21 protein-coding genes are annotated in these 25684 nt (G+C 71.3%); 8 read left to right on the top strand and 13 right to left on the bottom strand.

Annotation, left to right across the window (positions count from 1 at the left end; translation table 11 throughout):
- Positions 1–123 precede the first annotated feature (123 nt).
- Entirely contained in the window at positions 124–597 is a 474-nt protein-coding gene (locus BM396_RS26290) for a CYTH domain-containing protein (protein ID WP_043348059.1), read from the bottom strand.
- 245 nt (positions 598–842) lie between these two features.
- On the opposite strand from BM396_RS26290, the gene BM396_RS26285 reads away from it, so the two are divergent.
- The 6 genes from BM396_RS26285 (at position 843) to paoC (ending at position 8402) form a co-directional block, all read left to right on the top strand.
- A complete protein-coding gene (locus tag BM396_RS26285; protein ID WP_051044698.1) occupies positions 843–1310 on the top strand; it encodes an NUDIX hydrolase in 468 nt (155 codons plus the stop codon).
- 195 nt (positions 1311–1505) lie between these two features.
- Positions 1506–3947, top strand: coding sequence for a bifunctional diguanylate cyclase/phosphodiesterase (locus BM396_RS26280; protein WP_043386114.1), 2442 nt, complete (start codon positions 1506–1508; stop codon positions 3945–3947).
- A 140-nt stretch (positions 3948–4087) separates the two neighbouring features.
- Complete coding sequence (locus tag BM396_RS26275) at positions 4088–4285, top strand: hypothetical protein (protein WP_043353828.1); 198 nt, start codon at positions 4088–4090, stop codon at positions 4283–4285.
- Positions 4286–4641: 356 nt separating this feature from the next.
- Positions 4642–5232, top strand: coding sequence for an aldehyde dehydrogenase iron-sulfur subunit PaoA (paoA, locus tag BM396_RS26270; RefSeq protein WP_091995042.1), 591 nt, complete (start codon positions 4642–4644; stop codon positions 5230–5232).
- A complete protein-coding gene (locus tag BM396_RS26265) occupies positions 5229–6179 on the top strand; it encodes an FAD binding domain-containing protein (protein ID WP_043386121.1) in 951 nt (316 codons plus the stop codon). Before paoA ends, BM396_RS26265 begins: the two co-directional genes overlap by 4 nt.
- Positions 6180–6182: 3 nt before the next feature.
- Entirely contained in the window at positions 6183–8402 is a 2220-nt protein-coding gene (paoC, locus tag BM396_RS26260) for an aldehyde oxidoreductase molybdenum-binding subunit PaoC (protein ID WP_043386124.1), read from the top strand.
- A gap of 169 nt (positions 8403–8571) precedes the next feature.
- On the opposite strand, the gene BM396_RS26255 is transcribed toward paoC, so the two are convergent.
- From BM396_RS26255 to BM396_RS26220, 8 genes are all read right to left on the bottom strand, one after another.
- The gene (locus BM396_RS26255; RefSeq protein ID WP_091995039.1) at positions 8572–11178 is read right to left on the bottom strand and encodes a TonB-dependent receptor; all 2607 of its coding nucleotides are present in this window, start codon (positions 11176–11178) and stop codon (positions 8572–8574) included.
- Between the two features lie 290 nt (positions 11179–11468).
- Complete coding sequence (locus BM396_RS26250) at positions 11469–12074, bottom strand: SOUL family heme-binding protein (protein ID WP_043386130.1); 606 nt, start codon at positions 12072–12074, stop codon at positions 11469–11471.
- Between the two features lie 88 nt (positions 12075–12162).
- Positions 12163–13293, bottom strand: coding sequence for an FAD-binding domain-containing protein (locus tag BM396_RS26245; protein WP_081948730.1), 1131 nt, complete (start codon positions 13291–13293; stop codon positions 12163–12165).
- Positions 13294–13493: 200 nt separating this feature from the next.
- Entirely contained in the window at positions 13494–15221 is a 1728-nt protein-coding gene (locus tag BM396_RS26240; RefSeq protein ID WP_043386133.1) for a hybrid sensor histidine kinase/response regulator, read from the bottom strand.
- Positions 15218–15679 carry a response regulator gene (locus tag BM396_RS26235; RefSeq protein ID WP_043353847.1) on the bottom strand — a complete coding sequence of 154 codons (462 nt, stop codon included), beginning with the start codon at positions 15677–15679 and terminating at the stop codon, positions 15218–15220. Before BM396_RS26235 ends, BM396_RS26240 begins: the two co-directional genes overlap by 4 nt.
- 1 nt (position 15680) lies before the next feature.
- Positions 15681–17936, bottom strand: a complete 2256-nt coding sequence (locus tag BM396_RS26230) for an ATP-binding protein (protein WP_043386135.1) — start codon at positions 17934–17936, stop codon at positions 15681–15683.
- 213 nt (positions 17937–18149) lie between these two features.
- Positions 18150–19079 carry an AEC family transporter gene (locus BM396_RS26225; RefSeq protein ID WP_043386138.1) on the bottom strand — a complete coding sequence of 310 codons (930 nt, stop codon included), beginning with the start codon at positions 19077–19079 and terminating at the stop codon, positions 18150–18152.
- Between the two features lie 77 nt (positions 19080–19156).
- Positions 19157–19735 (bottom strand): peroxidase-related enzyme, encoded by a 579-nt coding sequence (locus BM396_RS26220; protein WP_043386141.1) that lies wholly within the window; start codon positions 19733–19735, stop codon positions 19157–19159.
- A 717-nt stretch (positions 19736–20452) separates the two neighbouring features.
- On the opposite strand from BM396_RS26220, the gene BM396_RS32965 reads away from it, so the two are divergent.
- Positions 20453–21325 (top strand): lysozyme inhibitor LprI family protein, encoded by an 873-nt coding sequence (locus tag BM396_RS32965; protein WP_091995037.1) that lies wholly within the window; start codon positions 20453–20455, stop codon positions 21323–21325.
- Positions 21326–21338: 13 nt separating this feature from the next.
- Here BM396_RS32965 and BM396_RS26210 read toward each other — a convergent pair whose 3' ends face one another.
- Positions 21339–22310 carry a YiiG family protein gene (locus tag BM396_RS26210; protein ID WP_051976191.1) on the bottom strand — a complete coding sequence of 324 codons (972 nt, stop codon included), beginning with the start codon at positions 22308–22310 and terminating at the stop codon, positions 21339–21341.
- Positions 22311–22686: 376 nt separating this feature from the next.
- Here BM396_RS26210 and BM396_RS26205 point away from each other — a divergent pair, with 376 nt between their 5' ends.
- A complete protein-coding gene (locus tag BM396_RS26205; protein WP_043386143.1) occupies positions 22687–23283 on the top strand; it encodes an HD domain-containing protein in 597 nt (198 codons plus the stop codon).
- A 19-nt stretch (positions 23284–23302) separates the two neighbouring features.
- On the opposite strand, the gene BM396_RS26200 is transcribed toward BM396_RS26205, so the two are convergent.
- From BM396_RS26200 to BM396_RS26190, 3 genes are read right to left on the bottom strand one after another with little or no spacing between them, the layout of a single operon-like run.
- A complete protein-coding gene (locus BM396_RS26200; RefSeq protein ID WP_043386145.1) occupies positions 23303–24463 on the bottom strand; it encodes a glutathionylspermidine synthase family protein in 1161 nt (386 codons plus the stop codon).
- Complete coding sequence (locus BM396_RS26195; RefSeq protein WP_043386148.1) at positions 24463–25158, bottom strand: DUF1190 domain-containing protein; 696 nt, start codon at positions 25156–25158, stop codon at positions 24463–24465. The genes BM396_RS26200 and BM396_RS26195 overlap by 1 nt, the downstream gene beginning before the upstream one ends.
- A gap of 7 nt (positions 25159–25165) precedes the next feature.
- On the bottom strand, positions 25166–25564 hold the full coding sequence (locus BM396_RS26190) for a DUF350 domain-containing protein (protein WP_091995034.1): 399 nt from the start codon (positions 25562–25564) through the stop codon (positions 25166–25168).
- Positions 25565–25684 lie beyond the last annotated feature (120 nt).

The following is a 25684-nucleotide window of genomic DNA, read 5'->3' as shown; positions in this document are numbered from 1 at the left end:
GGCTCGATCCGTCAGCCCCGGGAGCGGCACGCCGGGCGGCTCGTCCCGGCAATCCGGCGCTTGGCGGCGTCCCATTGGAACGCCGCCTGTCCAACCCGATGGATCCGGCGGGGGCGCAGACGGTCAAGCCGCCTGCCGCTCCGGCACCAGTCCCGCGGCCAGGCGCGAGTTGCGGTAGCGCGCGTCGCCGGTGACCTCGCCCTCGACCCAGGGGGGCAGCACCACCGGCTGGTCCTCGCGCTCCAGCTCGATCTCGGCCAGGATCAGGCCCGAGAGCCCCCCGCCGAACACGTCGACGTCCCACGTCGCTCCGGCATGGACGACCCGGTAGCGGGTCTTCTCCAGCCGCCGGTCGGGCGGCACCGTGGCGAGGAGCGCCGCGCCGTCCTCGGGCGGGATGGCGAATTCGATCTCGTCCCGGCAGGCGCCCCGGCGCGGGCTCTTCCACGTGATGAGCGTGCGCGCCCCGGCGCGGCGGATCCGGATCGTGTTGGCGGCGTCGGTGAAGAGATAGCCCTGAACGAAGTGCGTTCCCTCCCGGCACAGCGCCAGAACCGACGGGTTCGCGATGAACTTGCGCTCGATCTCGACCGGCATACCGTGCCTCGTGGACATTTGACGCAGGAGCTTTCGCGGAGGAGCCGGCCCGAGACAAGCGGGCTGCCGGGGATGAGCACAGCGCTGCGGGCATGGCTCGGTGCCGATTCGCACGGGCTGAATTGGGATCGTATTAAACTTATGTAAAAGCGCGAGGAGTCTTGGCCTTGCAAAAGCAACATCAGAAACCCCGCCCCCCAACTTCCCCGAGGTCGGCGCTGAAGACGTCATCCAAGCGGCCGAACCTGAAGAAGCTGCTCCGGAAGGCGCATGTCAAACCGCTGAAGCCGCTCAAGCAGGTGGCGGCCCTGCCGTTCCGCGTCGACGCGGAGGGCCGGATCGAGATCCTGCTGATCACCTCGCGGGATACGGGCCGCTGGATCATTCCGAAGGGCTGGCCGATGTCCGGCCGGAAGGCCCATCAGGCGGCCGAACGGGAGGCCTTCGAGGAGGCGGGTCTCAAAGGGCAGATCGCGGCGAGCCCGGTCGGTCGGTACCACTATCAGAAGCGCTTCGATCACGGCCGGGCGTTCCCCTGCATGGTCCGCGTCTACCCGCTGCGGGTCGAAGCCCAGCATGCGCGCTGGCCGGAGCAGGATCAGCGCACGCTGCGATGGTTCCCCCCCGAAGAGGCGGCGCGCCTCGTCCACGAGGACGAACTCCAGGAGCTGCTGGCGGACTTCGCGGTGCGGCCGGTTGAAAGCCACGGTTGAAGGCCGCTGCGGCCCATCCGTCGCCGCGACCCGGGCGAGGCTATAGGGCAAAGAGGCTGCGCTGAAGGGGTGGGACAATCGCGCCGGAAACGCCCGCCCGCGGGTGCCGGGCCGTCCGCGACCGCAGCTTATGCAACTTCTGATTAGTATCCGCAGGTTACGGTTCCGGCCATCGCAGATGGGCGGGGCACCTCGATGTATCGCGCTTTCGCTTGCCTGACCGAGGAACACACCGCCTGGGTGGTGGCGCTGGCGGCCTGCATCTGCTGGATCTCCTGCGCGGTCGCCCTCAAGCTCGAGCAACGCGTCCAGGCCCACAGGCACGGGCCGATCTGGCTCCTGGCCTCGGGCTTCTCGATCGGAGCCGGGATCTGGAGCACGCACTTCATCGGCATGCTCGGCTACGATCCCGGGGTGGTGCTCGGCTACGAGCCACGCACGACCCTGCTCTCCCTCTTGGTCGCCATCGCGGCCGCCACCGCGGCCTTCCTGCTCGCCCGGGCCACGCCGTCGCGCTGGGCGGGGGCCGGGGCCGGCCTGGTGCTGGGGATCGGCATCGCCGGCATGCATTTCCTCGGCATCGCCGGCGTGCGGCTGCCCGGGCATTTCACCTGGGACCCGGCCCTGGCCGTCACGGCGATCGCGGCGGGCTGCCTGCTCTCGGCGGTGGGGATGGCCATCCATGTCGGGCCCGCCGGCCCGCGGGCCCGGTTCGCGGCCGCGACCGTCCTGACCCTCGCTATCGCGGTCCTGCACTTCCTGGCCATGGCGGCCGCCCGGGTGGTGCCGGATCCCGCCCTGGCGATCCCGCAGCTCGGTCTCGCCCGCGGCGTGCTGGCCGGGGGCATCGCCGCCATGATGGCCGTGATCCTGGCCTTCGCGGCGCTGACGCTGATGCTGGACCACCTGCGCCGGATCAACGTCGCCCTGGCCCGACAGAGCCACATGCTGCGGGAGAAGACCCTGCTGCTCGACGCCACCCTCGACAGCATGGACCAGGGTCTGATCATGGTCGACGCGGGCGGTGCGGTGCGCGTGTGCAACGAGCGGGCGCTGGCGCTCCTCGATCTGCCCCGGGCGATGATGCAGGCGCAGCCGAGCTACCGGGCGGTGCTGCGCCATGAGGCAAGCCGCCGCGAGCGCCGACTCACGGACCGCTCCTCCCGGGCCTGGATCGAGCGCGGCGAGGCCGGGCAGACGCAGGTCCACGAGCGGGCGCGGCCGAACGGCCTCGTGCTGGAGATCCGCACCGTGCCGCTGGCGGATGGCGGCTTCGTCCGGACCTTCACCGACATCACGGAGCGGAAGGCCGCCGAGGCCGAAGTGGCCCGCCTGGCGCGCCACGACGTGCTCACCGGCCTTCCGAACCGGGCGCTCTTCCACGAGACCCTCGCGCGCAGCCTCGCCGACATCGCCCTGCGCGGGGGCGCCTGCGCGGTCCTCTACCTCGACCTCGACGGCTTCAAGAGCGTGAACGACAGCCTCGGCCACCAAGCGGGGGACGAACTCCTGCGCCGCGTGGCGGCCGGCCTGCGGCGCGCCGCGGGGGACGGGGCGGTGGCCCGGCTCGGAGGCGACGAGTTCGCCGTGCTCTCGGACGGGGGCGCGGCGGAGGCCGCCGCCCTGGCCGAGCGCCTCATCGCCCTGTTCGACAGCCCGTTCAGCGTGGCCGGGCACCGGGTCGGCGTCGGCCTGAGCATCGGCATCGCGCTGGCGCCCGAGCACGGAATGGATGCGGAGCCCCTCTACCGCCGCGCCGACCTCGCCCTCTACCGGGCGAAGGCCGAGGGCCGCGGCACGTACCGGATCTTCACCCCCGCCATGGACGAGGAGGCCGAGGAGCGGCGGATGCTCGAACGCGACCTGCGGCAGGCTCTCGACGACGATACCCTGAGCCTGCACTATCAGCCGCAGGTGGACGGCTACACGGGGGCGCTCGTCGGGTTCGAGGCGCTGCTGCGCTGGACGCACCCGGTCCGCGGCAGCGTTGCGCCGAGCGTCTTCGTGCCGCTCGCCGAGGAAATCGGCCTGATCGTGGTGCTCGGCGACTGGGTGCTGCGCGAGGCCTGCCGCGAGGCGGCGCAATGGGCGCAGCCCCTGAAGGTCGCCGTCAATCTCTCGCCGCGCCAGTTCCAGAAGCCCGATCTGCCCGAGTCCGTCCTGGCCATCCTGGCAGAGACCGGCCTGTCGCCGGACCGCCTGGAGCTGGAGGTCACCGAGAGCATCATCATCAACGACATGGCGCGGGCCGTGGGCATCCTCCGGCGCCTGAAGGGCTACGGCATCCGGATCAGCATGGACGATTTCGGGACCGGCTACGCGTCGCTCGCCACCCTCCAGGCCTTCCCGTTCGACAAGCTGAAGATCGACCGCTCCTTCGTGGCGCAGCTCGGGACCGGACCGCAGGCTGCCGTGATCGTGCGCGCCGTGCTCAGCCTCGGCCGCAGCCTCGGCATGGGCGTGGTCGCGGAGGGCGTCGAGACCCACGCGCAGATGAAGTTCCTCACGGAGGAGGCCTGCGGCGAGATGCAGGGCTACCTGTTCGGCAAGCCGCGTCCGATCGCCGACTACGCCGCGGCGGTCGGCGCTCCCGCGGTGGCGGTCGCCGCCGGATCGGGCCTCGCCGCGGCCGGGTGAGGGCCGTCGCCGGCCTTACCCGATGGGGAACCCGCCGGATCCGTCCGACGTTGGGCCAGCAGATTGGATCACTTCTAAGGTCCACGCTCTCCGTTCCCCGCCAGGGCGGCCCCGGCCGCCGGCCTCACAGGAGCCTGACCATGAACGCCAAGTGCGAGACCTGCCGGTTCTTCGACGAGCACAAGGGCAACGGCGCCGTCGCCCAGAACGATGCCGGCCTGTGCCGCTTCAACCCGCCGGTCAGCCAGCCCGCGCCCGAGTCCAAGGGATTGTGGCCGATTGTCGGTGCCCAGGACTGGTGCGGCCACTACACCCCCGAGATGACGGCGGCCGAGTAGGAATTTTCGCAGGGCGCACGATGGGGCCGGCCTTCGGGTCGGCCCTTTCGTTTGGCGTCAAAGTCCCCGGCCGCCGCCGGGCGCCACCCGCAGCGCCGCACCGCGGTCGGCGCGCATGCGTCTCGTGATCGGTCGGGCCCGCGGCCTCCGACCGCGGGGCCCGCGATTTTCGGGTCGATGATCCCGTCGACCCCTGACCATCGGGGACGTGGGCGCTACCTTGGAGCCAATCCAGGGTGTCGGTGTTTCCCCGGGTGTCCCGCCTGCGATGGGCCGACGCGCGTCGGCGGCGGCGCCGGCCCGGAGACCGAGACGCGCCGTCCCTGCCCTTGTGATCTGAACCGGAGAGAAACTTGATGGTGGGAGCTACCGCCGCCGCGCCCCAGGACCGGGGTGCCGGGACTTCACAGACCACCGCACGGACCGACGCGCCGGTCCTCGCCACCGTCACCTTCACGGTGAACGGCGAGCGGCGCACACTGGACCTCGACACCCGCACCAGCCTGCTCGACGCGGCACGCGAGTACCTGCACCTGACCGGGTCCAAGAAGGGCTGCGACCATGGCCAGTGCGGCGCCTGCACGATGATCGTCGACGGGCGGCGCATCAATGCCTGCCTGACGCTCGCGATCATGCACCAGGGCGCCGAGATCACCACGATCGAGGGGCTCGGCCAGCCGGACCAGCTCCATCCGATGCAGGCGGCCTTCGTGAAGCACGACGGCTACCAGTGCGGCTACTGCACGCCGGGCCAGATCTGCTCGGGCGTGGCCGTCCTCGAGGAGATCAAGGCCGGCATCCCGAGCCACGTCACCGTCGACCTCGATGCCGCGCCCCGGGTCACCGAAGCCGAGATCCGCGAGCGCATGAGCGGCAACATCTGCCGCTGCGGCGCCTATTCCAACATCGGCGAGGCGATGACCGAAGTCGCCGGGGGGCAGGCATGAAGTCCTTCACCTACGAGCGCCCGAGCACGCCCGCTCAAGCCGCCGCCGCCGTCGCCGGGACGCCCGACGCCAAGTTCATCGCCGGCGGCACCAACCTCCTCGACCTGATGAAGCTGCAGATCGAGACCCCGCGCCACCTCGTGGACGTGAACGGCCTCGGCCTCGACACGGTGGAGCCGACCGCGGAGGGCGGCCTGCGCATCGGCGCCCTGGTACGCAACACCGACCTCGCGGCCCATCCGCGGGTGCGCAAGGATTACGGGGTCCTGAGCCGGGCGCTGCTGGCCGGCGCCTCGGGCCAGCTGCGCAACAAGGCGACCACCGCCGGCAACCTGCTCCAGCGGACCCGCTGCCCGTATTTCTACGACACGGCCCAGGCCTGCAATAAGCGCCGGCCCGGCTCGGGCTGCTCGGCCCTCGACGGGGTCAACCGGCAGCTCGCGGTGATCGGCGGCAGCGACGCCTGCATCGCCACGCATCCGGGCGACATGGCGGTGGCCATGCGGGTGCTCGACGCCACCGTCGAGACGGTCGATGCCGCGGGCACGGAGCGCCGGATCCCGATCGCCGAGTTCCACCGCCTGCCCGGCGACGCCCCCGAACGGGATACGAACCTCGAGCCCGGCGAACTCATCACCGCGGTGACGCTGCCGAAGCCGGTGGCGGGCACGCATATCTACCGCAAGGTCCGCGACCGCGCCTCCTACGCCTACGCGCTGGTCTCGGTGGCCGCCATCCTCGGCAAGGACGGGACGGGTCACGTCGCCTTCGGCGGCGTCGCCGCCAAACCCTGGCGGGACGCGGCGGCCGAGGCCGACCTGCCGAAGGGCGCGAAGGCCGTGACCGACCGGGTCTTCGCCGACGCCAAGCCCACCCCCGAGAACGCCTACAAGCTGAAGCTCGCCGAGCGGACCCTCGGCGCCGCGCTCAACCAAGCGAGGGCCTGAGCCATGAAGTTCGACACCCCCGCCGGCCCGAACCCGATCGACCGGCTCAAGGTCGTGGGCCAGCCCACCGACCGGATCGACGGCAAGTACAAGACCACCGGCACCGCCCCCTACGCCTACGAGCGCCACGACGCGGCGCCCGAGGCCGCCTACGGCTACGTGCTCGGCTCGGCCATCGCCAAGGGCCGCGTCCGCAGCATCGACACCGCTTCGGCCCGGCAGGCTCCCGGCGTCATCGGTATCGTCACCACCCTCGACACGCCCCGGATCGAACGCGGCGTGATGAACGTCGCCTACCTGTTCGGCGGCGACGTGATCCAGCACTACCACCAGGCGATCGCCGTGGTGGTGGCCGAAACCTTCGAGCAGGCCCGGGCGGCCTCCTTCCTGGTCGCGGTCGAGTACGCCCCGGAAGCCGGCGCCTTCGACCTCGCGGCGGCGGCGAAGACCGCCGAGCCGGTCCCGGCCGAGAGCGGCGAGGGCAGCGGCGGCGACGGCGAGGAGCGCGTCGGCGATTTCGAGGGGGCCTTCGCGCAGGCGCCCGTGACCCTCGACGCGGCCTACACGACCGCCGACGAGAGCCACGCCATGATGGAGCCGCACGCCACGACGGCGGCCTGGGACGGCGACCGGGTGACGCTCTGGACCGCCAACCAGATGATCGGCTGGGGCCACGGCAGCCTCGCCAAGATGCTCGGCCTGCCGAAGGACAAGGTCCGGCTCGACGCCCCCTATGTCGGCGGCGGCTTCGGCGGCAAGCTGTTCGTGCGCGCCGACGCGGTGCTGGCGGCGCTGGCCGCCAAGGCAACGGGGCGGCCCGTGAAGGTCGCGCTCACGCGCCCGCTCATCGCCAACAACACCACGCACCGGCCGGCCACGATCCAGCGGGTCCGGATCGGCGCCACGCAGGACGGCACCATCACGGCGATCGCGCATGAGAGCACCTCCGGCAACCTGCCGGACGGCGATCCCGAGACGGCGGTGAACCAGACCAAGTTCCTCTACGCGGGGAAGAACCGCCTCACCGCCATGAAGCTCGCCCACCTCGACCTGCCCGAGGGCAACGCCATGCGGGCGCCGGGCGAGGCCCCGGGCCTCGCCGTGCTTGAGGTCGCCATGGACGAGATGGCCGAGAAGCTCGGCCTCGACCCGGTGGAGTTCCGCATCCGCAACGACACGCAGGTCGTCCCGACCCAGCCGGACCTGCGCTTCTCCCACCGCGACCTCGTCGGCTGCCTCAAGCTCGGCGCCGAGAAGTTCGGATGGGCCAAGCGCAACCCGAAGCCCGGCCAGGTCCGGGACGGGCAATGGCTCGTCGGCCTCGGCATGGCGGCGGCGTTCCGCGACAACATGGTGATGAAGTCGGGCGCCCGGGTGCGGCTGGACGGCAGCGGCACGGTCACGGTCGAGACCGACATGACCGATATCGGCACCGGCAGCTACACGATCATCGCCCAGACCGCCGCCGAGATGATGGGCGTGCCCCTCGACAAGGTGGCGGTGCGGCTCGGCGACTCGGACTTCCCGGTCTCCTCGGGCTCGGGCGGCCAGTTCGGCGCCAACTCGTCGACGGCGGGCGTCTATGCGGCCTGCGTGAAGCTGCGGGAGTCCGTGGCGCAGAAGCTCGGCTTCAACGCCACCGACGCGGTGTTCGAGGAGGGCGAGGTCCGCGCGGGCAACCGCGCGATCCCGCTCGCCCAGGCTGCCGCGGACGGGGAGCTGGTCGCGGAGGACACGATCGAGTTCGGCAAGGTCTCGAAAGAGCAGCAGGTCTCGACCTTCGGGGCGCATTTCGTCGAGGTCGCCGTGGACGTCTACACCGCCGAGGTCCGGGTCCGGCGGATGCTGGCGGTCTGCGCGGCCGGTCGCATCCTCAACCCGAAATCGGCCCGCAGCCAGGTGATCGGCGGGATGGTCATGGGCACCGGGGCGGCCCTGATGGAGGAGCTGGCGGTCGACACCAAGCGCGGCTTCTTCGCCAACCACGACCTCGCCGGATACGAGGTGCCGGTCCACGCCGACATCCCGCATCAGGAGGTGATCTTCCTCGACGAGGTCGACCCGCGGTCCTCGCCCATGAAGGCGAAGGGCGTGGGCGAGCTCGGGATCTCGGGGATCGCCGCCGCGGTGGCGAACGCGATCTACAACGCCACCGGCATCCGCGTGCGCGACTACCCGATCACCCTCGACAAGCTCCTGGACCGCATGCCGGACGCGGCCTGACCGGGGAACGGGGACGTCCGGCGGACGTCCCCGGCTGGATCGACGCTGAGGAGGCCGGCCCGGCCCGCACCAGCACGGGCCGGCCGTCCGCGTCGCAGGCGCGCGCGGTGAAGGCGTTCACCCCGGCCGCGTCGCGCTCACGGGTGCCGTCAGGGTCACGCGGGCGGGATCAGTACTTCCGGATGATCGGCTCCGGCGCCATCGGGACCGGATCTTCCCCGAACCGGTAGGTCAGGCCGGCATAGACCGAGAGCGGCTGCGCCAGCGTCGTGGTCCGGGGATCGTTGATCGACAGGTTGCCGGCGACCGCCCCCGTCTCGGCGAAGGTGCCGAAGGTGGCGTAGCGGTTGTTCGTCAGGTTGGTGATCAGCCCGAAGATCTCCAGGTTCTTGGTGACCTGATACTTCGTCGTCAGGTTCATCACGTAGTAGGCCGGCAACTTGCGGTTCAGGTTCGATTCGTCGCCGCGGAAATAGGACGACGAGAAGGCCGAGACGTTGAGGCCGAAGCGCCAGTTCGGGGTGATGTTGTACTCGAAGCCCGCCTTGATCTGGTGATCGGGGATGAGCGGGATCTTGTCGCCCGGCCGCACCCGGATGCCGCCGTTCGGGATCACGTCGCCGCCCACGGCACCGCCGGTCGCCCCCGTGCTGGCCAGGGGATTGTTGGGCGACGAGAGGGTCGCGTTGAACTGGAAGGTCGCGTCGACCAGGGCGTAGTTGGCGTAGACCAGCAGGTCGGGGGTGACGGCGTATTCGGCGCCGACCTCGATGCCCTGGCGCCGGGTCGCCGGGACGTTGATGTAGTAGGCCCTGGCGGCATTGCCGGCGACAGCGACCTGATAGAGGTCGTTGCTCAGGTCGGTGCGGTAGACGCCGGCCTTGTAGGTCAGGGCGCCGCCCGACAGGAAGCTCGGGATCACCCCGCGGAAGCCGGCCTCGTAGGTCCGGCCGGTGACCTGCTTGAGCGGCGGATCGGCCACCAGCGAGTTGGGCAGCAGGCAGGGCTGGGTCGGGCTGGAGCAGGACAGCTCCAGCGGGGTCGGGGCACGGTTCGATTCCGAATAGCTGCCGTAGAGGTTGACCGCCGGGTCGAACTGGTAGGTCAGGCCCGCGAGCGGGTTGACCTTGGTGTATTCGTGCACGCCGGTCACGTCCGGCGAGAAGCCGGTCTGGTCGCGCGTCTGGATGCGGGCGTAGTTGAGGCGGAAGCCGCCGGTCAGCGACAGCCGGTCGGTGAGGTCCAGCGTGTCGGTGGCGTAGAGGCCGAGATACAGCGTCGAGCCGGTCACCGAGCTGGGCGCGAGGCCGATCGCCCCGAGGGTGCGGATGTCCGGCGTGCCGAGCCCCGGGATGGTGCCGTAATACGGGTTGTTCGGGTCGACGGTGATCGACAGGTTCGGATTGATCACGCCCAGCTGGCTGGACGACTTGAACGCGAAGGTTGAGGCGTCGATGCTGCCGCCGACCACGAAGGCGTTATTCAGGCCGAAGATCCGGTCGCGGTTGGCCGCCTGCAGCGAGCCACCATACGACTCGGCCTCGGTCAGGGTCGTGTCGATCGTGCCGTAGGGGATGTTCCGCAGGAACGGGATCGTCCGGTTGTTCAGGCCCAGGATCGCGAACTGGTTGGCGTAGGCCCGGCGGGCCGCCACCTGGCTGGTGGGCGGCGCGTTCACGTTGAACGCGTCGTCCTGGTAGCAGAGCGAGCCCCGGAAGCTGCTGCGGCTGCTGCAATTCTCGAAGTTCCCCTGGTTGCCGTCGACGTAGTTCTCGCTGAAGCGCCGGTAGTAGGCGTTGCCGGCGAGATCCCAGGTCGGGGAGATGTCCACCCGGCCGGTCAGCTGGATCGTGCCGACCTGCGTCGTCTGGGTCTGCGGGTAGGTGAAGATCGCCCGCGGATCGCGGTGGGTGAAGTCCACCGGGGTCGCGGCGGCGGCGCCGTAGAAGCTGCGGGCGGCGAGCCCGATCAGGTGGAACTCCGAATCCTGGGAGCGGTAGCCGAGATCCGCGTAGAGGCGGCCGATCGTGCTCGGGCTCTGGTAGCGCCAGCCGCGGTCGTTCAAACCGTCGCCCGTGAAATAGAAGCTCCAGGGGCCGGAGACCTTGCCGTATTCGAGGTAGCCGGCGGTGCGCGCGTCCGAGCCGCCCCAGGCCGAGATCTCGGTGCCCTGCCAGGTGAAGCCGTTCTTCATCTGGATGTTGACCGCGCCGCCGATGGCGTTGAGGCCGAAGACCGGGTTGCCGGTGACGACGTCGATCCGCTGGATCGCCTGCGGGGGGATCAGGTCGAAATTGACGACGTCGCCGAAGGCTTCGTTGATGCGCACGCCGTTCTGATAGACGGCGAGCCCCTGCGGCACGCCCTGCACGGACGAGGCGGTGAAGCCGCGATAGCTGAGATCGACCCGGTTCGAATTGCCCTGCGAATCGTTGAGGTTCACGCCGGGCGTCTGCCGCGCCAGCGTGGCGATCACGTTGTCGGAGCCCCGGTCGATCTCGATCTGCCGCGCCGTGACGGTCTCGACGGTGCTGGGGATCTTGTTGAGCGGCTGCTCCGAGCCCCGAAGGCGCACCCCGCCGGCCGGAGCCGGCAGCGTCGGCGCGGTCTGGGCGAGGGTATCGAGGGTCTGGGCGCCGCTGGAATTGCCGCCGCCCGCACCCACCGGCGACGTCGAGACGACGCTGATCTCACCGAGGGTGACGGCTTGTTGAGCCTGCGCGACACCGGGCAACAGGGCCACGGACGCGATCAAGCTGCCACGTAGGGCGTGCATATCTTCCCCCAACCTAAATTCAAGGCTCGCGCCGCTTCCCGTCGGCTGCGTGAGAGTCACTGATCTCGGGTCGGGTTCGGGTCGCAATTCACGTTTTGTTTAATCCCTGCCCGTGCCGGAAAAGACCATCGAATGACGCACAGTGTTGCGCAGATATAACATCATCGAACGATCGTCCGGGATCTTCGGGCATATTTGGAAGTAACTTCCGGGAATATTACGCAATCGGGAAGTTCGGCGACGGGCCATCGGGATGCCGGCCGGGACCGGCCCCCGTCGCCGCCTCCGGCTCACGGGGAGGCCAGCCGGACGGCCACCTCGTTCCTGCGCAGGAACGGGATCGCGAAGGGGGGATCGTATCCCATGACGAACGGCGCGCCCTCGGTTCTCCGTCCCGCCGCCGCCAGCACGTCGGCGAGGATGCGCGCCTGTGCGGCCCGTACCTCCGGGGTGAGACGGCCGGAGAAGCGCAACGCCGCGATCCGTTCGGCCGGGATCTCGACCAGCCGGATCCCCGGCTCGGTCGGCGCGGGCGCCCCGGCCGCCGCCACCGCGCGCGGCAGGAAGAAGCGCATCGTGCCGGCCCCGTCCTGCTCCACCGGGACCGTCATGGCGATGCGCCGCCCGCCGGTCTCTACCGGCGCGGTCATGGCGATGCGGTCGCCCCCCCGGTTCGCACCGGTGATGTAGCGGAACAGCCGGCCGAAGGCCTCGCCGTCGCCCTGGCCGCGGGAATCGGTCTCGACCGCCAGGCGCGGCGCGTAGGACCGGATCTCGACCCCGCGGTCGAGACGCTCGACCACCGTGTAGGCGGGCTGCTCGTAGAGCGCCCGCACGCCGAAGATCCCGAGCACCGATTCCACGAGGGTGACGAGCACGTACAGGACCCTGTCCATGGCGGAAGCTCCGGATGCAGGCGCGGGCGTCGCCCCGCGGTCCCGGGAACATGGCGTCGGGGGCGCCTGCCGCCGACCATCTGCGGCGTCAGGCCTCCATCAGGCCGGGGATGGCGCTGCGCAGGCGGAAGAAGCCGCGGTTCGCGAGGGGCCAAGCCCGCGAATCCCAGGGGCGGCGGACCCGGAGGCAATCCCGCGGCAGCACCTCCGCCGAGGGGCCTGCCGGCGCCCAGGCCGTCACCACGGGCAGGTCGCCGGCCCAGCCGTCCTGCACGGGCATGGCCGGGCAGCCGAACTGCGCCTGCGCCCGGGTCAGGGCATCCGCCAGCGCCGCCGCGTCGGCCGCGCGGACCCGGTCGACCGCCCCCTCCGCGTGGGCGAGAAGGCCGCCGACGCGGACCACGCGGGCCGGTCCGAGGGGAAGGCTCTCGGGATGAAGGTCGTCGAGGTGCAGCAGCAGGGCGATCGCCCCGTCCGGCGGGGTGTCGGCCGGGGCGAGGGGCACCTCCCGCGGGGGCATGTCCTCCTCCAGCGGCGCGGCCCCCTCGTCGAGCCCGGCGGGATCGTGGCGGCCCTCCGTGTACTGCCGGATGTTGTCGCGCCGGGCGCGGTAGGGCTTGCCCCGGGTGTGGAGGCCCGCGACCCACCGCCACGACAGGGTGTTGCTGGCCGGATCGCCGTCGAGCAGGTGGCGCAGGAACAGGTCGGCGCCCAGCTCCCAGGGCAGGCGCAGGGTGAAGATCCAGATCGAGGCGAACCACATGCGGGCATGGTTGTGCAGCCAGCCCTCCTCGGCGAGCTGGCCGGCCCAGGCGTCGAAGCCGTCGAGGCCCGTGCGCCCCGCGGCGGCCCGCTCGTAGGTCCGGCGCAGGCCGGGCTCGGCGGCAAGGCGCATCCGTGCGGCCGCCAGACCCTCCCGATAGCCGGTCCAGGCGCCGGGATGGGTTTCGAGGTGGCCCTTGAAGTAGGTCCGCCAGAACACCTCGGAGACGAAACGCTCCGCGCCCGAGATGCCGAAGGCGCTCTGCGCGGCCCGGGCGACCTCCTCCTCGGTGAGCAGCCGGCGGCGCAGGTAGGGCGACAGAACCGACGTCGTCGGCGTCGCACCGGGGCCGCGATCCGTGTTCCGGGACGCCGCGTAGGCGGCGCCGGGACCGGTCAGGAATGTCGCCAGGGCCTCGAGGCCGGCGGCGCGGGTCATGGGGCGCGAAGGGGGCATGACCCTGATCTAGGCCCCGTGCCGCGATTGGCAGCTGCGCGAAAGCGCGGATCCCCCATCTCGGCCCGGGCGTGGGTGTAGCCGGAGGCCGGCACCACCGGCAGGGCCAGACACCCCGCTCCGGTCGCAGCGCCGACTGCCGGGGGCAGCCTTTCGCCGACGTGGACCGTCCGATGGCCACGGCCCGGGTCGAGGACGCCTCAGGCGCTCCGGTCGCGGCCCGAGATCAGGCGGAGCTGCGCCGGCGGGCGGGCCGCCAGGGCGGCGGCGACCTTGCCCTCGAGCTCGCCGACCCGGAACGGCTTCAGCACGATCGCGTCGCTGCCGACGGCCCCGGCCTTCGTCAGGGCGGTGGTGTCGGCAAAGCCGGTGACGAACAGCACCGGCAGCGTCGGCCAGCGCTTCCGGATCTCCAGAGCCGTCTCGGCTCCATTCATGCCGGGCATGGCGAAATCCATCACGACGAGGTCGACGCCCGGATCCGCTTCGAGGGCCGCCAGGGCCTGCAGGCCGGAGGCCGCCTCGCGCACCGCGTAGCCGGCCTCGGTCAGGCGGGTCGTCGTCACCTCGCGCACCTCGGCGTCGTCGTCGACCACCAAGAGCCGGGGGCCGCTTCCGGGCGGATGCATCCGCGCGGCCTCGGCCGCGGCGGCATTGCGGGGTGCGTCCCCCTTCGCCTCCGCGGCCCGGGGCAGGTAGACCTTGATCGAGGTGCCCTCGCCGGCGACCGTGTCGATGCGGATGCCGCCGCCGGACTGCTTGACGAAGCCGTAGACCTGGGCGAGCCCGAGACCCGACCCCTTGCCGACCTCCTTGGTGGTGAAGAACGGCTCGAACACCCGGGCCAGCACGTCCGGCGTCATCCCGGTGCCGGTATCGCTCACCGCCACCATGACGTAGGCGCCGGGCGCCGGCTGTTCGGGCCGCGTCGGCGCCCCGGTGACGCTGACATTGGCGGTCTCGATGGCGAGCCGGCCGCCCACCGCCATCGCGTCGCGGGCGTTGATGGCGAGGTTGAGGATCACGAGCTCGATCTGGGTGGCGTCGACCAGGGCCGGCCACAGATCGGGCTGGAGCGCGGTCTCGATGCGAACCGCGCCGCCGATCGAACTCTGCAGCAGGTCGCGCATCGAGGCGACCGTCTGGTTCAGGCTGACCGGGGTGGGTTCCAGGCGCTGGCGCCGGGAGAAGGCGAGGAGCTGTGCCGTGAGCCGGGCGGCGCGCTCGGCGGCCCCGCGCATCATGTCGAGGCGGCGCTTCGAGCGGGCGTCGGAGACGGCGCGCTCCAGGAACTCGATGTTGCCGGCAATCACCGTGAGCAGGTTGTTGAAGTCGTGCGCGACGCCGCTCGTGAGCTGCCCGACCGCGTCCAGGCGCTGGGCGAGCCGCAGGGCGTCCTCCGCCCGTTCGCGTTCGACGATCTGAGCCTGCAGAGCGTCGTTCGCCGCGGCGAGTTCCCGGGTGCGCTCGGCGATGCGCGCCTCCAGGGTCTCGTTGAGCGTCTGCAGGGCGGCCTCGGCTTCGCGCTTCTCGGCGCGCGCCCGCGCCTCGGCCAGCGCCCGGACGATGGTGCGCGGCATCCGGTCGAGGCGCTGCTTGACGACGTAGTCGGTGGCGCCGTTCTTCAGGGCCTCGACGGCCACGTCCTCGCCCAGCGTGCCCGAGCAGAAGATGAACGGGGTGTCCGGGCATTGCGTCCGGGCGATGCCGAGGGCGCTCACCCCGTCGAAGGTCGGCAGGACATAGTCCGCCAGGATCAGATCGTACCGGCCGGGCACCGCCGCGCGGGCGAAGGCGTCGCGCGTCATCACCCGCTCGATCTCGACCGGATGCCCGAGCGTCTCCAGCTCGGCCTCGATCAGCTCGGCGTCGAGATCGCTGTCCTCCAGATGCAGGATGCGCAGCGGGCCCGCGGAACGTCCGATCACGCGTTCGATGGCCAGCCTCCCCGGTATGGCGGCGGCTCGTTGAGGAGGGCCCAGAACACCCCGATCTCCTTGATCGCGGCGAAGAACTCCTCGAAGCCCACGGGCTTCACCACGAAGGCGTTCACCCCGAGGTCGTAGGAGCGCACCAGGTCGGTCTCCTCGCGGGACGAGGTCAGCATGACCACGGGCGTCTTGCGGGTGACCGGGTCGCCCTTGATCTTGGCGAGCACCTCCAGGCCGTCGACCTTGGGAAGCTTCAGGTCGAGCAGGACCACGGCGGGATCCTGGGCCTGCCGCTTCTCGTGGGCGCCGCGGCAGTAGATGAAGTCGAGGGCCTCGGCGCCGTCGCGGCAGATGACGATCTCGTTGGCGAGCTGGCTCGATTCGAGGGCCGCGAGCGTCAGCTCGATGTCGTTCGGATTGTCCTCGACCAGGAGGATGGGTTTCAGTCCTGCCATCTCAGTGCGCCTCCTCCCGGATGGGCAGGGTGAAGTAGAATGTGGCGCCCCGGCCGAGCGTTCCCTCGGCCCAGGTCCGCCCGCCGTGGCGCTCGACGATGCGCCGGACGTTGGCGAGACCGATGCCGGTGCCCTCGAACTCCTCGACCCGGTGCAGCCGCTGGAAGACGCCGAACAGCTTGTCGACATAGGCCATGTCGAAGCCGGCGCCGTTGTCGCGGACGTAATAGACCGCCTCCCCGTCCCGGGGCGGCAGGCTGCCCACGGCGATCACCGCCTCCGCGGTGTCGCGGGTGTACTTCACGGCGTTCGACAGCAGGTTCTCGAGGACGAGCCGCAGCATCACCGGATCGGCATAGGCGCGGCCGAGCGGGGCGATCTCCCAGCGGATGGTCCGGTCGGGGGTCACGTCGCGCAGGACCTTGCGGCGGACTTCCTCGACCAGGGCGTTCATGTCGCCCCAGACCTTGTTCAGGGCGTGCCGGCCCATCTGCGAGAAGCTCAGGAGGCTGTCGACCAGGGTTCCGGCCGAGAAGGCCGCCTCGATGATCGTCTCCACGTAGTGCCGGCCCTTGTCGGACAGTTGGGCCCCCTCGCGGGTCTTGAGCAGGTTCGCGTAGCCGACGATGTGGCGGAAGGGCGCGCGCAGGTCGTGGCTGACCGAGTAGGAGAAGGCCTCCAGCTCCTTGTTCGTGCGCTGCAGCTCCTCGCTCATGGCGGCGAGTTCCTCCGCCCGGCGCAGCACGATGCCGAGCACCGAGGCGCGCAGGTCCTTGGCGGCCTCCACCTCCGGGTCGGACCAGGGCAGGGAGCGGCCCTTCACGGTTTCCTTCCAGATCTCGAACGACTTGCGCGGGTGCAGCCGGTCCGGGCCGCCGTCCGGATCGGGCTCGACGGCCTTCACGGGATTGCCGCCCCACTTCACCGTCCGCACGACCTCGGGTCTGAACCAGAGGATGTAACTCGCGTATTTCTTCGAGACCGAGACCGCCAGGAGACCGCTCGCCCGCCCGGCGAAGGCCGCGGCCGCCGGAAACGCCTCCGACAGGGCTTCGGAGACGAAGACCTCCTCGGCCTCCTCGCGCGCGGACAGCCACCGGTACAGGCCACGGACCTCGCGCTCGGTCGGCGTGGCCCCGAGCAGCCGGCAGCGGTCCGCCGTCACCACCGCGGCGCCGGTCGCGTCCACCAGGGCCAGGACGTCGTCGGGATGGTTGAGCAGGCCGTCGACGAAGCTGTCCTCCTCGGCCATGAAGCCGAGGAGGCGCGCCTGCACGGCGCCCAGGGCCAGACGCCTCTCGGACTGGGCGCCGCGCTCGCGGGCCGAGAGCTGCAGCGCGAAGATCTGGGTGAGCACGTCGCAGGCGTTGCGCGCCTGGAGGGGCACGCGCTTGGGCGCGCGGTTGTGGCAGGAGATCAGGCCCCAGAGCGCGCCGTCGACGAGGATCGACACCGACATGGACGCCATCGTGCCCATGTTGCGCATGTACTCGACATGGACCGGCGAGACCGAGCGCAGCACCGACTGGCTGAGGTCCAGGGGCCGGCCGGACGGCGTGGTGGCCGGCCGGATCGGCACCGGGACGTAGCCGGCATCGGGGATGATGCGCAGGCGGTTCCGGCGGTAGAGTTCGCGCGCCTGGACGGGGATGTCGGAGGCCGGGAAGCGCAGGTCGAGGTAGGAGGGCAGGACGCCGTTCCCGGCCTCGGCCAGCACCATCCCGTGCCAGTCGCGGTCGAACCGGTAGACCAGGGCGCGGTCGAGACCGGTGATCTGGCGGATGTCCTCGGCGACGAACCGGCAGAGGTCCTCGACGGTTCTGGCGGTGTGCAGGCGTTCGACGAAGGCGCGCAGGCGCGGGGTGAGCAGGTCGACGCCGATGTCGGCGGCGGCCGCGTCGATCTCCTCCAGTTCCACCACCACAAGGTCATCGACCCGGTGGGCCGCCACCTCGTAGGCTTGGCGCCCGCTGCCGGTCTCCAGCGTGACGGTGCGAAGATAGAGGGCCCCGTCCTGGGTCTCCGCCGCCGCCAGATGGTGCCGGACGACGGCCGCAAGGTCGGGCAGAGCCGCGTCGAGGATGGTCCCGACCGCCGCCGCCGCTGGGGCGTTGGCGCTCGCCTGGACGATGGCGAGGGACCGGGCGTCGAGCCCGAGCAGGAATCCGTGCGGCTGGACGCTGCCGACGATATGGATGGGCTCGCGATCGCACGCAGTCACATCAAGACGCTGAGCCGCGCCGCTTCGTAGGTTCAAGCCGGGGTTCGCCTCCTCACCGGGTCGGCCGCAAAACTTAAAGCGTGTTAACAGCCGAACCGTGCCGCTCCTATAGGGCTAAAGGATTGGCACAGGCGGGCTAACCGTCCGCGCGGGAGGCCGGTGCCGGGTGGCCGAAGGGCACGGCGACCGGATCCGCCATGCGCGCGCGACGCCAGGTCGCACGACGGGGCCGGGCGGCGCGCCGGGAGCCTAGAGCGGAACCCAGGCGGCGAGGGCGATCAGGACCAGGGGCATCGCCACCAGGGCCAGCACGGTCTGCGCCGCCGTGATCCCCGCCATCAGGGGGGCGTCCCCGCCGAGCTGCCGGGCCAGGATGTAGGCGGAGGAGGCGGTGGGCAGGACCTGGAAGAGCAGGGCGGTGGTCAGCGCCGGGCCGTGCAGCCCGAGGCACAGGGCCGCCAGAACCGTCGCCGCCGGCATGGCGACGAACTTCATCGTCGAGGCGGCGAGCACGGGCCCCGCCCAGTGCCGGGCGGTGCCGAAGTCGAGCGCCGCGCCGACGCAGAGCAGGCCGAGGGGCAGCGACGCGGCCCCGAGGGCCCGCAGGGCCGGTTCCAGCCCCGGCGGAATACCGAGGCCGAGGCCCTGGACCAGGATTCCGCCGAGCGAGGACACCACCAGCGGGTTGGTGGCCAGTTGCCGGGCGATGCCGCGCGGCGTCAGCCGCACCGTGCCGTGCCGGGCGAAGACCAGCACGCAGAGGATGTTGACGGTGGGCACGATCGCCGCGTTGCAGATGGCCGCCAGCGCGATGCCCTGCGGCCCGAACAATCCGGCGGCCAGCGTCACCCCGACATAATTGTTGAAGCGGACACTGCCCTGGAACACCGAGGTGAAGGCCGGTCCGTCGAGCCTCAGGCACGGCCTCAGGACGATCACGAGGACCGCGACGGCGAGGGTCGACAGGATCAGCGTCAGCGCGAGGGCGCCGACCGGCACGGCCTCGATCCGCGCCGTCGCGAGGCCGTGGAAGAACAGGCTCGGCAGCAGCACGAAGTAGCCCAGCCGCTCGGCCTGCGGCCAGAAGCCCTCGGCCAGGAAACCACGCCGCCGCAGGGCCAGTCCCAGCGCGGTCAGGATCACGATCGGCAACAGGGCGAGCAGCACCGCGCCGGTCACGGGAGAGGGTCCAAGGCGGTGTCGCTTTCAGCTGCGCCGGTCAGGTGCGCCGCGGCGCTGGCGGGACGGCCATGCCGTCAGCCGCGCCCCAGCGTGTAGAATTCCGGGTTGGGCCGCAGGCTGGTCACGTTCGCCAGCCGGTTCGACAGGCCGAAGAAGGCCGCGATGGCGGCGATATCCCAGGCATCCGCGTCGTCGAAGCCGTGCGCCCCGAGCGTTTCGAACGCGGCCTCCCCCACGAGATACGCGGACTGGCTGACCAGCATGGCGAAATCGAGCATCGCCTTCTGCCGATCGGTGAGGTCGGCCTTGCGGTAGTTGATCGCGACCTGATCGGCGATCAGCGGGTCCTTGGCGCGAATCCGGAGGATCGCACCGTGGGCGATCACGCAGTACTGGCACTGGTTCATGGCCGAGGTCGCCACGACGATCATCTCGCGCTCGGCCTTGGTCAGGTTGCCCGGCTTGTCCATGAGGGCGTCGTGATACGCGAAGAAGGCTCGGAATTCCTCCGGGCGATGGGCGAGCACCAGGAACACGTTCGGGACGAAGCCGGACTTTTCCTGCACCGCCTCGATCCGCGCGCGGATGTCGGCCGGCAGATCCTCCAGGCGGGGGATCGGGAAGCGGCCGATCGGGGCGTGTGCGGCTGACATGGGCGCGCTCCTCGCGGATCGAGCCGGCGCCCGAGGCCGCCGGCCGTCCTGCGCAGGCGATAGACCGAACGGTCTCCTCAGCGCAATCGATCGCGGCCGCGCGCACCGGACCGGCCGCTTCCGATCGAGACCGGGTGAAACGTGGGTCCCGGGATCGGTCTCGCAGGGATGCTGTCGTGTGACGATCGCGGGATGCTGTGCGGCGCTCCCGCTCGTCGGGGCTGCCGGCATGCGTCACCGCGAAGATCCGGCCGACGGCACGATCGCGCGACGCAGCCTTGACCGGGCGGCAGGAAGCGGCAGCCCGTGCCCCTCGATCATCGACAGTTCGTTGAGCGATGCCTTTCTGTTTTGGCAAATAGATTTGTGGACGAAAACGTCCGACAGATCATGGAGAACGATCTCCGGGAATCAATGTCCGGTGGTTTCGCCGCGTACCCCTGTATCGCGCGCTCGGGTCGGGAGACGACATCCGCCAGGCCGGGCACACGGGTGCGCAGGCGACGCCGACGGCAGCGTTTTCACTCCGCCTCGACCCTGTGCGGGCTTCACGGTCGGCCTCAACTCTGCCCGAAAGCTTTCGTTCGGTCCGCCGACGATCCGGTGACCCGGGCTCCCGGCCCGTTCCGGGATGTGGCGGCGCGCTGGAGGGAGGATGTTGTGCTGCGACGGAAGACGCCTCCGCCGAAGCGATCACGGCCGGCAGGCGGCGGATCGATGCCCGGTCCCGCCCGGGCTTCCGGTCAGGCCTCGCCGAGAGCGGCGTTCGCGGAGCGCCCGGCCTTCCGGCCGCGGCGATGGCGGGCCGCGTGCCCCGTGCTGGCGCTCGGCTTCGGCCTGAGCGCGGGCGCGTCTGCCGCGCAGGCGGCTCCGGATTGCGCCGGGAGCCGGAGCCGGGTCGAGACGCTGATCTGTGCCGACCCCGCTCTGACGAGGCTGGACGACGAACTCAGGCGCCTGTTCGACAGGATCGCCGGGGAGACCCGTGGGATCGACGGAGAGACCGGCCGGGCGATCGACACCGTCGGTGCGGACCACGCACGCTGGCGCACGCGGATCCGCGATGCCTGCCCGGATGCCGCCTGCCTGGCGCGGGTCTATACTGCGCGGATCGCGCAGGTCCGGCGCGACTGGAGCGGGGCGCTGTCGGACACACCCGCGCTCCGGCACGTGGTCAATGCCCGTTTCGGCTTCTCCATCGACGTTCCCGCCGACCTCGTCGCGGAGCCGCCGCCCGACAACGGCGACGGGCAGGCCTTCCATTCGGCCGACGGCCATCTGCACCTGACGGTGTCGGGCCTGAACGACGGGCTCGACCAGGATCTCGACGCCGTCGTGGCCGCGGACCGGAAGACCTGCCTGCGGCAACCGCCCGAATACGGGGCGCGCAAGCCCGGCTGGATCGTGTTTTCCTGCACGACCGCCGACGGCATCCTGTACCGGAAGACCCTCCGGGCGGGCGGGCGCGGCGGCGCCTTCGTCACCCTGCGCATCCGCTATCCCGCGGCCGAGCGGGCGCGCTGGCAGGCGGCCGTCGCCACGGCCGCGACCTCGCTGCGGCTGACGGAACCGGGCCGGGACAGCCGCTGACGGCGCCCCCCGATCACCGCGAGAAGGTCGTGGCCGTCTGCGCGGTCGAGACCATCGTGTTGTAGTCGTTCACGATCCAGGTCACGTCGCGCCCGGCGCCGCGGCGGGCATCCCCCTTGGCCTTGGCGAGCTTGGCGTCGAATTCGCGCAGCTTGCCGAGCAATGCGCGCGGCCGGCTCTCGAACACGTGGAAGGCGTTCGGGTTGGCGGCGCTGTACCCGTCCAGGTCCTTTACGGCGACGGCATAGCGCCCGAGCGCGGCCTCGAAGGCCGCCATGTCGACGACCGGCTTGGCGTCGGTGGGCAGCAGGTCCATGACCTTGCGCGCCTCGGTCATCACGTTCGCGACGTGCCAGCGCGCCTTGCGGCCCTCCCGGGCCTCGATGGCGGCGAGTTCCAGCGCGTCGCTCTTCTCCTTCTCGACCCGCAGCGCGGCATCGACCTGGGCACGCGCCGCCAGGAAGGCCGGCCCCGCGACGGCGAGCTTGGCGTGGAGCGCCTTGCCCTGCTCCATCTTGTCCGCGCGGTAATCCTGCCGCTCGTAATAGCCCTCCGCCTCGGTGATCGTCGGCGCGAGGGCCTGGTAGGCGGCGATGTAGCGCGTCATGGCGCCGTCGAGGTTCGGCATCGCGGGCGGCTGCGCCGTCGCGGCCTCCGCCTTCGCGATCTCGCCGCGGACATCGTAGAGCCCGTAGAGGCCGTAGATGATCCGCTCGCGGCCGGTCGGGCCGGTCTTCATGTTGACCCAGCTCTGATAGCGGCTGAGCGATTCCTGCGCCCGCAGGGTCCGGTTGAGGAGCCCGACATAGGCGTTGAGCTTGCGGATCGTCTCCTGCGCGGGATCGACATCGGGCTTGGACGCCTGACCCGCCGGGGCGGAGGCGGAGGCGGGGGCGGAGGCAGGGGCCTGTGCGCGAGCCGGGGGGGCGGCGAGCAGCGTCGTCAGAACCAGCCACGTGGTCGCTGTCAGGGTCCTCGTTCTCATGGGCGCGGGGGATCCTCCGGATTCGTTCAGCCCGTGTAGCCGGCGCCCGGCGTGAAGACCAGATGCGATAACCGGTGTCATCCGTCCAGTAGAGACCCTGTCACGGACAACGGCATTGCATTGCGCAAAATCGAAGATTGCATGATTGATCATGGATGTGGAGACGATGGTCTCGCCGGACGCGACCGATTCAGCCTTCGGACGCACAGCGCCGCTTGAACCGGGCGGCGCATGCGGATGCCAGGATTTGCACCGGAGCGGGCCACGACAGGCCGGACGTTGCCCGACATACCGCGCGCGGACGTGCCATCGACGAACCCGGATCGGTGCGGTCCCGTCTCGTCCCGCGGAGGCGGATCGGATAGAGGATCGGACGATGCTCGACGGCCATCCCCGCATCCTGGCTGACCTGCGTGCCCGGCTGGCCGAGCCGCAGCGCGTCTATCACGGCCAGGCGCATATCGACGCGCTCCTGGAGGCGTTTCGCGCCCACCGCGCGACCGTCCGGGATCCCGACGCGGTGGAACTGGCGATCTGGTTCCACGACGCCGTCTACCAGCCGGGCGCCCCGGACAACGAGCGCCGCAGCGCCGCGCTCCTGCGGGTGCTGCTGGAGGGCGCGGTCCCGGCACCCACGCTGGCGGCGGCCGAGACGATGATCCTGGCGACCGAGCGGCACGCCGTCCCGGACGGTCTCCCGGCCGCGCTCGCCGCGGACGTCGCGCTCTTCCTCGACCTGGACATGGCGATCCTCGGGGCGGCCCGAGCCGCCTATGACGGCTACGCCGCGGGCGTGGCGCGGGAATTCGTCCCGGTCGTGGGCGAGGCCGCCTACCGGCAGGGGCGCGCGGCCTTCCTGCGGGGGGCCCTCGCATCCGGCCGGCCGCTGTTCGTCACCGACCGGGCCCGGGCGGAGCTGGAGGGGCCGGCGCGGTCGAACATGCGGCGGGAACTCGCGGCGCTGGGCCGGTGACCGGCGACCCGGGCCGCGGTCACGGCGCGATGAGGTGCGGGACGAACCGGGCCCGGTCGGTGGTGATGAGGCCGTCCGACTCGCGCAGGCACAGGCCGGCGGGTCGATCGCCGACCATCCAGCTGCCGACCAGCGCGCGGCGGCCCTCGAAATCGGGCAACGCGGCCAGGGCCTGCCGCACGAAGCCTTCGCCGCCATAGGGGCCCTCGTCGCGCGCCGCGACGGCGCCGTCGCGCACGATCAGCACGTTGGCGCCCTCGCGCCCGTAGAGGGGCTTCCTCACGAAGCTCCGGCCCAGCGCGGCCTTGGCCGGGTCCTCCTCGAAATAGGTCGGCAGCAGGTTGGGATGGCCCGGCGCCATCGCCCAGAGATGCGCCAGCATCCCCTTGTTGGAGAGCACCGCCTTCCAGGGCGGCTCCAGGAACCGGGTCGATGCCGTGCCGACCGCGCGGCCGAACGGGTCGGCGAACATCCATTCCCACGGGTAGAGCTTGAACAGGCAGCCGATCGGGGCACCGGCCGCGTCCACGAAGCGCCCGTCCTCGGCGAGCCCGATCGCCTCGACCGGCAGGAAGGGGGCGGCGCGGCCGGCCTGGAGCGCGCAATCCTGGAGATAGGCCAGCGTCCCGCGATCCTCCGGCGCGTCGGGGAAGCCAGCGAAGGCGACGCCCTCCGGGGGCGCCACCACGGCGAAGCGCGCCACCAGCGCCTCGTGCAGGGTGTTGAACTGGTCGGCGCCGGCGGGAAGGCGTCCCCGGGCCAGCCCGTCCTCCAGCCACAGCCACTGGAAGACCGCGCTCTCGTAGAGGGCGGTGGGCGTGTCGGCGTTGTATTCGAGGAGCTTCGCCGGCCCGGTTCCCCCGTAGCTGAAGTCGAAGCGCCCATACAGGCTGGGGTCGCGCCGCTCCCAGCTCGCCCGGATCGCGTCCCAGGCATGCTCGGGGATCCGCAGCGCGGCGAGAATCGCTTCGTCGCGGACCGCCCGGTCCACGAAGGCGAGGCAGAGCTCGTGCAGCGCGGCGCTCGGCGCCTCGATGGCGTCCTCGATCTCGGCGAGGCTGAAGGCGTAGTAGGCGGTCTCATCCCAGTAGGGGGCGCCGTCGAACGTGTGGAAGGCGAAGCCGGCCCGCGCGGCGTGGAGCCGCCAGTCGGGCCGCTCCGGGATCGCCACCCGGCGCATCAGCCGCCTCCGAAACCGCCCGTGCGGCCGCCCGAGCCTCCGGAGAACGCCGTCGCCCGCCCGGTGCCGCCGAAGCCGCCGCGGCTGATCGTGCGCGGGGTCGTGCTCGTGGTGCGGGCGACCGAGGCGGGGACATGGACCCGCGAGACGCCGCCCGCATAGGCGACCCGGCCGCCCGTGCCGGTGCAGTAGCCGCCCCCATGTCCGGCCGTCCCCGCCTCCGCCGCGTCGCGCTCCTCTTCGGGGGCGTGCGGGTAGAGCGGCTGGACCGGCAGGTCCTGCGCGTCCGTCCGCCCCAGCAGGAAGGCGGCCATCACCGGCAGGTAGCGGCCGCGCGCGGCCTCCGTGACCGGCCCGCCCGGCGTGCAGCCGCCGGTCCCGTGGTGGCGCTGGCAATCGGCCTCGGTCTCGTAGCGCGGCGCCGTCGCCGCGTAGGCCTCCTGCGCGGTCTTGTAGGCGGCGATGCAGGCCTCGGCGCTGCGCAGCTGCTGGGCGATGCAGGCGCCGAGCGTCCCGTAGACGAGCGCCTCCTCCTCCCGCTGGGACGGATCGAGGCCGCCGAGGGTCAGGGCGGCCGCGCCGGCGCCCGCGACCAGAACCAGCGACACGGCGGCCGAGCGCTTGGAGCGGCGGGCGGCGGCGAAACCGGTTTCGGGCGCGCCGACGGCTGCGGGGGCGGGGGCGGTCTCCGTCACCGGCCGCTCAATAGGTCATCGCGGCGGCGTTCACGACGCCGCCCGCCAGCGAGGCCGCGCCGAGGAGGAGCGCGGCGGCGGCGCGATCCTCCTCGATGCGCCGCGACAGGTCCGGCACCGCAAGGCGCACGAGCCAGTAGATCGCGATCTGGATCACGAGGGCGATCAGGCCCCAGATCAGGCATTCGAGCAGGGACCGTGCGTTGTAGATCGCCACCGCCAGCGGCAGGGTGAAGCCGAGCAGGCTTCCGCCCAGCGCGATGGCCGCAGCCGTCACGTCCCGGCGGATCAGCGCGACCTCGTTATGCGCGGTGGCAAGGGTGTAGATCAGCAGGTAGAGGCCGATCAGTCCGGTCGCGGTGCCGAGATAGAGCAGGAAGTCCGGCAGTCCGGAGACCAGGGTCACGCAAGACCCGCCGTCTCACCGGCCCCGATCGTCGAAAGCACCGCAGCCGGACAGGTCTCCCGGTCGAATCGCATGACGAGCGAAGCGAATGTCGGGGCTGATTGTTGGACGCGGGATCGA

The organism is Methylobacterium sp. UNCCL125 (assembly GCF_900116795.1).
Lineage (GTDB): Bacteria > Pseudomonadota > Alphaproteobacteria > Rhizobiales > Beijerinckiaceae > Methylobacterium > Methylobacterium fujisawaense.
The sequence above is the reverse complement of the archived record's forward strand: the minus strand, read 5'-3'. Positions and strand labels throughout refer to the sequence as shown.